General features: G+C 61.1%; 2 protein-coding genes and 2 pseudogenes. 1 reads left to right on the top strand and 3 read right to left on the bottom strand.

Annotated elements, in window-relative coordinates; genetic code table 11:
- Positions 1-487, top strand: a pseudogene (locus EN994_RS22845) (phosphoglycolate phosphatase); the annotation flags it as partial.
- Between the two features lie 46 nt (positions 488-533).
- Here the strand turns inward: EN994_RS22845 and EN994_RS22850 are convergent.
- From EN994_RS22850 to EN994_RS22860, 3 genes and pseudogenes are all read right to left on the bottom strand, one after another.
- On the bottom strand, positions 534-995 hold the full coding sequence (locus EN994_RS22850) for a RidA family protein (RefSeq protein ID WP_063168017.1): 462 nt from the start codon (positions 993-995) through the stop codon (positions 534-536).
- Between the two features lie 23 nt (positions 996-1,018).
- Positions 1,019-3,298, bottom strand: coding sequence for a xanthine dehydrogenase family protein molybdopterin-binding subunit (locus tag EN994_RS22855; protein WP_063168018.1), 2,280 nt, complete (start codon positions 3,296-3,298; stop codon positions 1,019-1,021).
- A 3-nt stretch (positions 3,299-3,301) separates the two neighbouring features.
- Positions 3,302-3,532: pseudogene (locus EN994_RS22860) on the bottom strand (xanthine dehydrogenase family protein subunit M); the annotation flags it as partial.

Consider the following 3,532-nt stretch of genomic DNA (forward strand, 5'->3'; position numbering starts at 1 on the left):
CCAAGGCAAAGGACGTCGTGAAGGTCTTCTGCCGTGAAACCGGCATTGAGCCGCCGAAGGTCATCCCCAGCCCGAAAGGTGCGCGCGTGCTGTTCTGGCGGCCGCAGGCAGGCAAAAAGTCAAGACGGTCAAAGTGGTCGAACCACGTCAGTCACTCAAGCGGCACAGCCGGAAATATGCCGAAGGCCAGCTCGACGAAGCCGGCAGCTTCTATTTCCATGGCCCTGAGAATGCGATGAATCTCAGGGCTCACAATCTGATGATCTTCGCTCAGATCGCCGAGGGCATAGATGACAAGACCTGGGAGTTTCATTTGCGCACCGGCGACTATTCCAAATGGTTTCGACATCAGATCAGGGACAAGGACCTGGCGCGCGAAACCGCCGAGGCGGAAGAGGACAAGACCCTGTCGGCGGAGGAGAGCCGCAAGCGGGTGCTTGATGCCGTGCGCCGCCGTTACACGGCTCCCGCCACAGCCCCGGAGTGACACGCGAGAGCCAAGGCAATCAAGCCAGCGCTGCATGCGAAATTCTTCAGTCAGGCAACGCCGCCACCGCGACAATTTCAACGACGATGTCGGCTTGCGCAAGCGCTGCAACTCCGATCACCTCCGAAGGCGGCGGGTTGTTATAGCTGCAGTGCTTCGGGCAATGCTCGGCAAAGAACTCGTCCAGTACGTCGAGACGAAAATTGGGTGAACTCAGAACGCCGCCATCGGGAAATGGCCCCTTGATGAAGAAGGTCAGCCGGATGAGATAGTCGAGCGCGCTGCCGAGTTCTTCCAGATCTGATTTGATGTTCGCCAGAATTGCACGCCACTGTGCCGCCGCATCGCCAGTGAATCCCCCTCCTCTCTTTCCGGTCGGATCATAATTTTCGGCGGTTGCCGTATTTCCGCAAAGGTAGACAAATCCCTTTGCTCCGGAGACGACCGTGCCTTTTCCCCACGGCATCAACTTTCCGTTTTTGAATTTCTTATGGGTTACGAGTTCCATGCTTCGTCCAGAACTCTTGATCGTCAGCCTATCAAATCGTCTATTCTGATCGGCAGATCGCGAATGCGCTTGCCGGTGGCATGATAGACGGCACTCGCCACGGCAGCAGCCGTTCCGACATTGCCGAGTTCGCCCAAACCCTTGACGCCGGCAGGGTTGACCTGATGGTCGATTTCGGGGACCAGGATAACGTCGACCTGTTTGATGTCGGCGTTGACCGGTACGAGATAGTCCTGCAGGTCGCGGTTGACGTAGCGCGCGTGTCGCTGATCGATTTCCGTCGCCTCGTGCAACGCCTGGCCGATACCCCAGATCATGCCACCCATCAGCTGGCTGCGCGCGGTGCGCGTGTTCATGATGCGCCCGGCGGCGAAGGCCCCGACGATGCGCGGGGCCCGGATTTCGCGTGTATAGCTGTTGATGCGCACTTCGACGAACTCGGCGCCAAAGGCATATTTGACCGAATCTTCGTCGTTCTCTCCACCATGAAATTCCGACTGTCCGGCATAGAGTTTGCTGAGGGCTTCAGGCGAAGAACCCTTCGGCGCAAACTCGGCATATTCCTCGATGGCGCCGACTTGCATAGCCTTGAAGACATCAGCCAGCTTTGCGGATTTGCCGGTCTCGGTGACGACCTCTTCGTCCTTCAAGTCCAGCTTCGCATTGCCCGAACCGGCCAGCGGAGCCCCCCTGCCCGCAGCGGCGGCGAACAGCTTTTCGCGTATCGCGTCGCAGGCTTTCATGACCGCCGAGCAGACACTGGCGGTCGAGATCGATCCGCCCGACACGGGAGCCGGCGGCAAGGCACTGTCGCCCATCTCGACGCTGATCTTGTCCATGCCGATGCCCAGTCTTTCGGCCGCCATCTGGCCGGCAATGGTGCGAACGCCGGTGCCGATTTCATGCGAGCCGCACTGGATCCGAACCTCGCCGTCGGCGGTGAGACGAACCCGGGCCGCGCAGGGCGCGGCGGCAGTCGGATAGATCGCCGTCGCACAGCCCATCCCGACCAGCCAGTCGCCGTCGCGCATCGAGCCGACCTTGGGATCGCGCTTCGACCAGCCAAAGGCCTCCGACGCCTGGTCGTAGCACTTGATGAGTGAGCGGCTGGAAAATGGCTTGCCTCCGATGGGCTCCTTCTCCGGTTCATTGATGCGACGAAACTCGACAGGATCCATGCCGAGGGCCACGGCCATTTCGTCCATGGCGTTTTCCAGCGCGTAGACATAAGGCGTCTCCGGCGGCGATCGCATGTAGCCAGGCGTGTTGCGGTCGGCATGAACCAGCGAAACATGCGTCAGAACGGCGCCGTAATTGTACATGCGCGCGGTGGCGGACGTGCCGCCGACGACATAAGGGTCGGGGCGTGACGTCACCTCCCAGGCCTCATGTCCGAACGCCGTGATGCGGCCGTCCTTGCCGGCGCCCATGCGGATCCGATGCCGCGTTTCGGCGCGATAGGTCTGCGTACCGAAGGCTTGCATGCGATTGACGACGCAACGAACCGGGCGGCCAATGCGTCGCGCCGCGACGGCAACGATAGCGGTGCGTGCCGTCATCGGCCCCTTGGAGCCGAAGGCGCCGCCGATATAGGGACTGACGATCCGCACATTGGCCGGATCGAGCTTCAGCTGGCGTGCCAGTTCCACCTTCCAGCCGGTAACGTTCTGGCTGGGCTCGTGTATGGTCAACTGGTCGCCTTGCCATATTGCGGTGGTCGAAAACAGTTCGATCGGATTGTGATGCTGGGTCGGTGTCGAATATTTTTCGTCGATCTTTACCGTCGCATCCGCCCAGGCGGCATCGAAATCACCGGCCTTCGCATCCTCCTTGAACATAGGGTTTTTGCCGGCAGCCGGCTCCATCTTCACGCCCTTGGAATCAAAGCTGGCGGCGGGCCGTTCGTCCTCATAGTCGGCGCGGATCAACATTGCGGCTTCCTCCGCCGCCTCGAAGGTCTCGGCAACCACCAGAGCGATGATCTGACCGTCGTGAAAAACCGTCTTGTCGTGCAAAGGCCCGATCGAACTTGCGCCGGTGTTGCCGAATTTCGGCGTGTCGGTCTTGTCCATATCGTCATAGGTGACGATGTCCAGCACACCGGGTACGGCCCGGGCGTCTTTCGTGTGAAGTCCCGAAACCTTGCCCCGGGCAATGCTGCTGGTGGCAAGGGCACCGTAGGCGACGTTGGCCGTGACGATGTCGGCGGGATAGCCGGCCTGTCCGGTAACTTTTAGCCGGGCGTCAATGCGGACAACCGGATCGCCCTGGTTTTCCCTGGGGGCGGGTGCAGCTTGGTTCATGGCTCAGCCCTTCATATCCCGGGTTTCGAGCAGCGCCCGCACCAGCGTGCGCTTGCCGAGCGGTATCTTGAATGCGTTATGCTCGCGCGGTCTGGCATCGGCGAAGGCAGCCTCGGCAGCCTCTTGCGCCGCGGCTTCGTCAAGCACTTTGCCCTGTAGCGCGTCCTCTGCTTCGCGCGCCCGCCACGGCACCGTCGCCACACCACCAAGCGCAATGCGCGCACTCCTTACCGT

This window comes from Mesorhizobium sp. M7A.F.Ca.CA.002.09.1.1 (assembly GCF_003998555.1).
Taxonomy (GTDB): Bacteria; Pseudomonadota; Alphaproteobacteria; order Rhizobiales; family Rhizobiaceae; genus Mesorhizobium; species Mesorhizobium ciceri.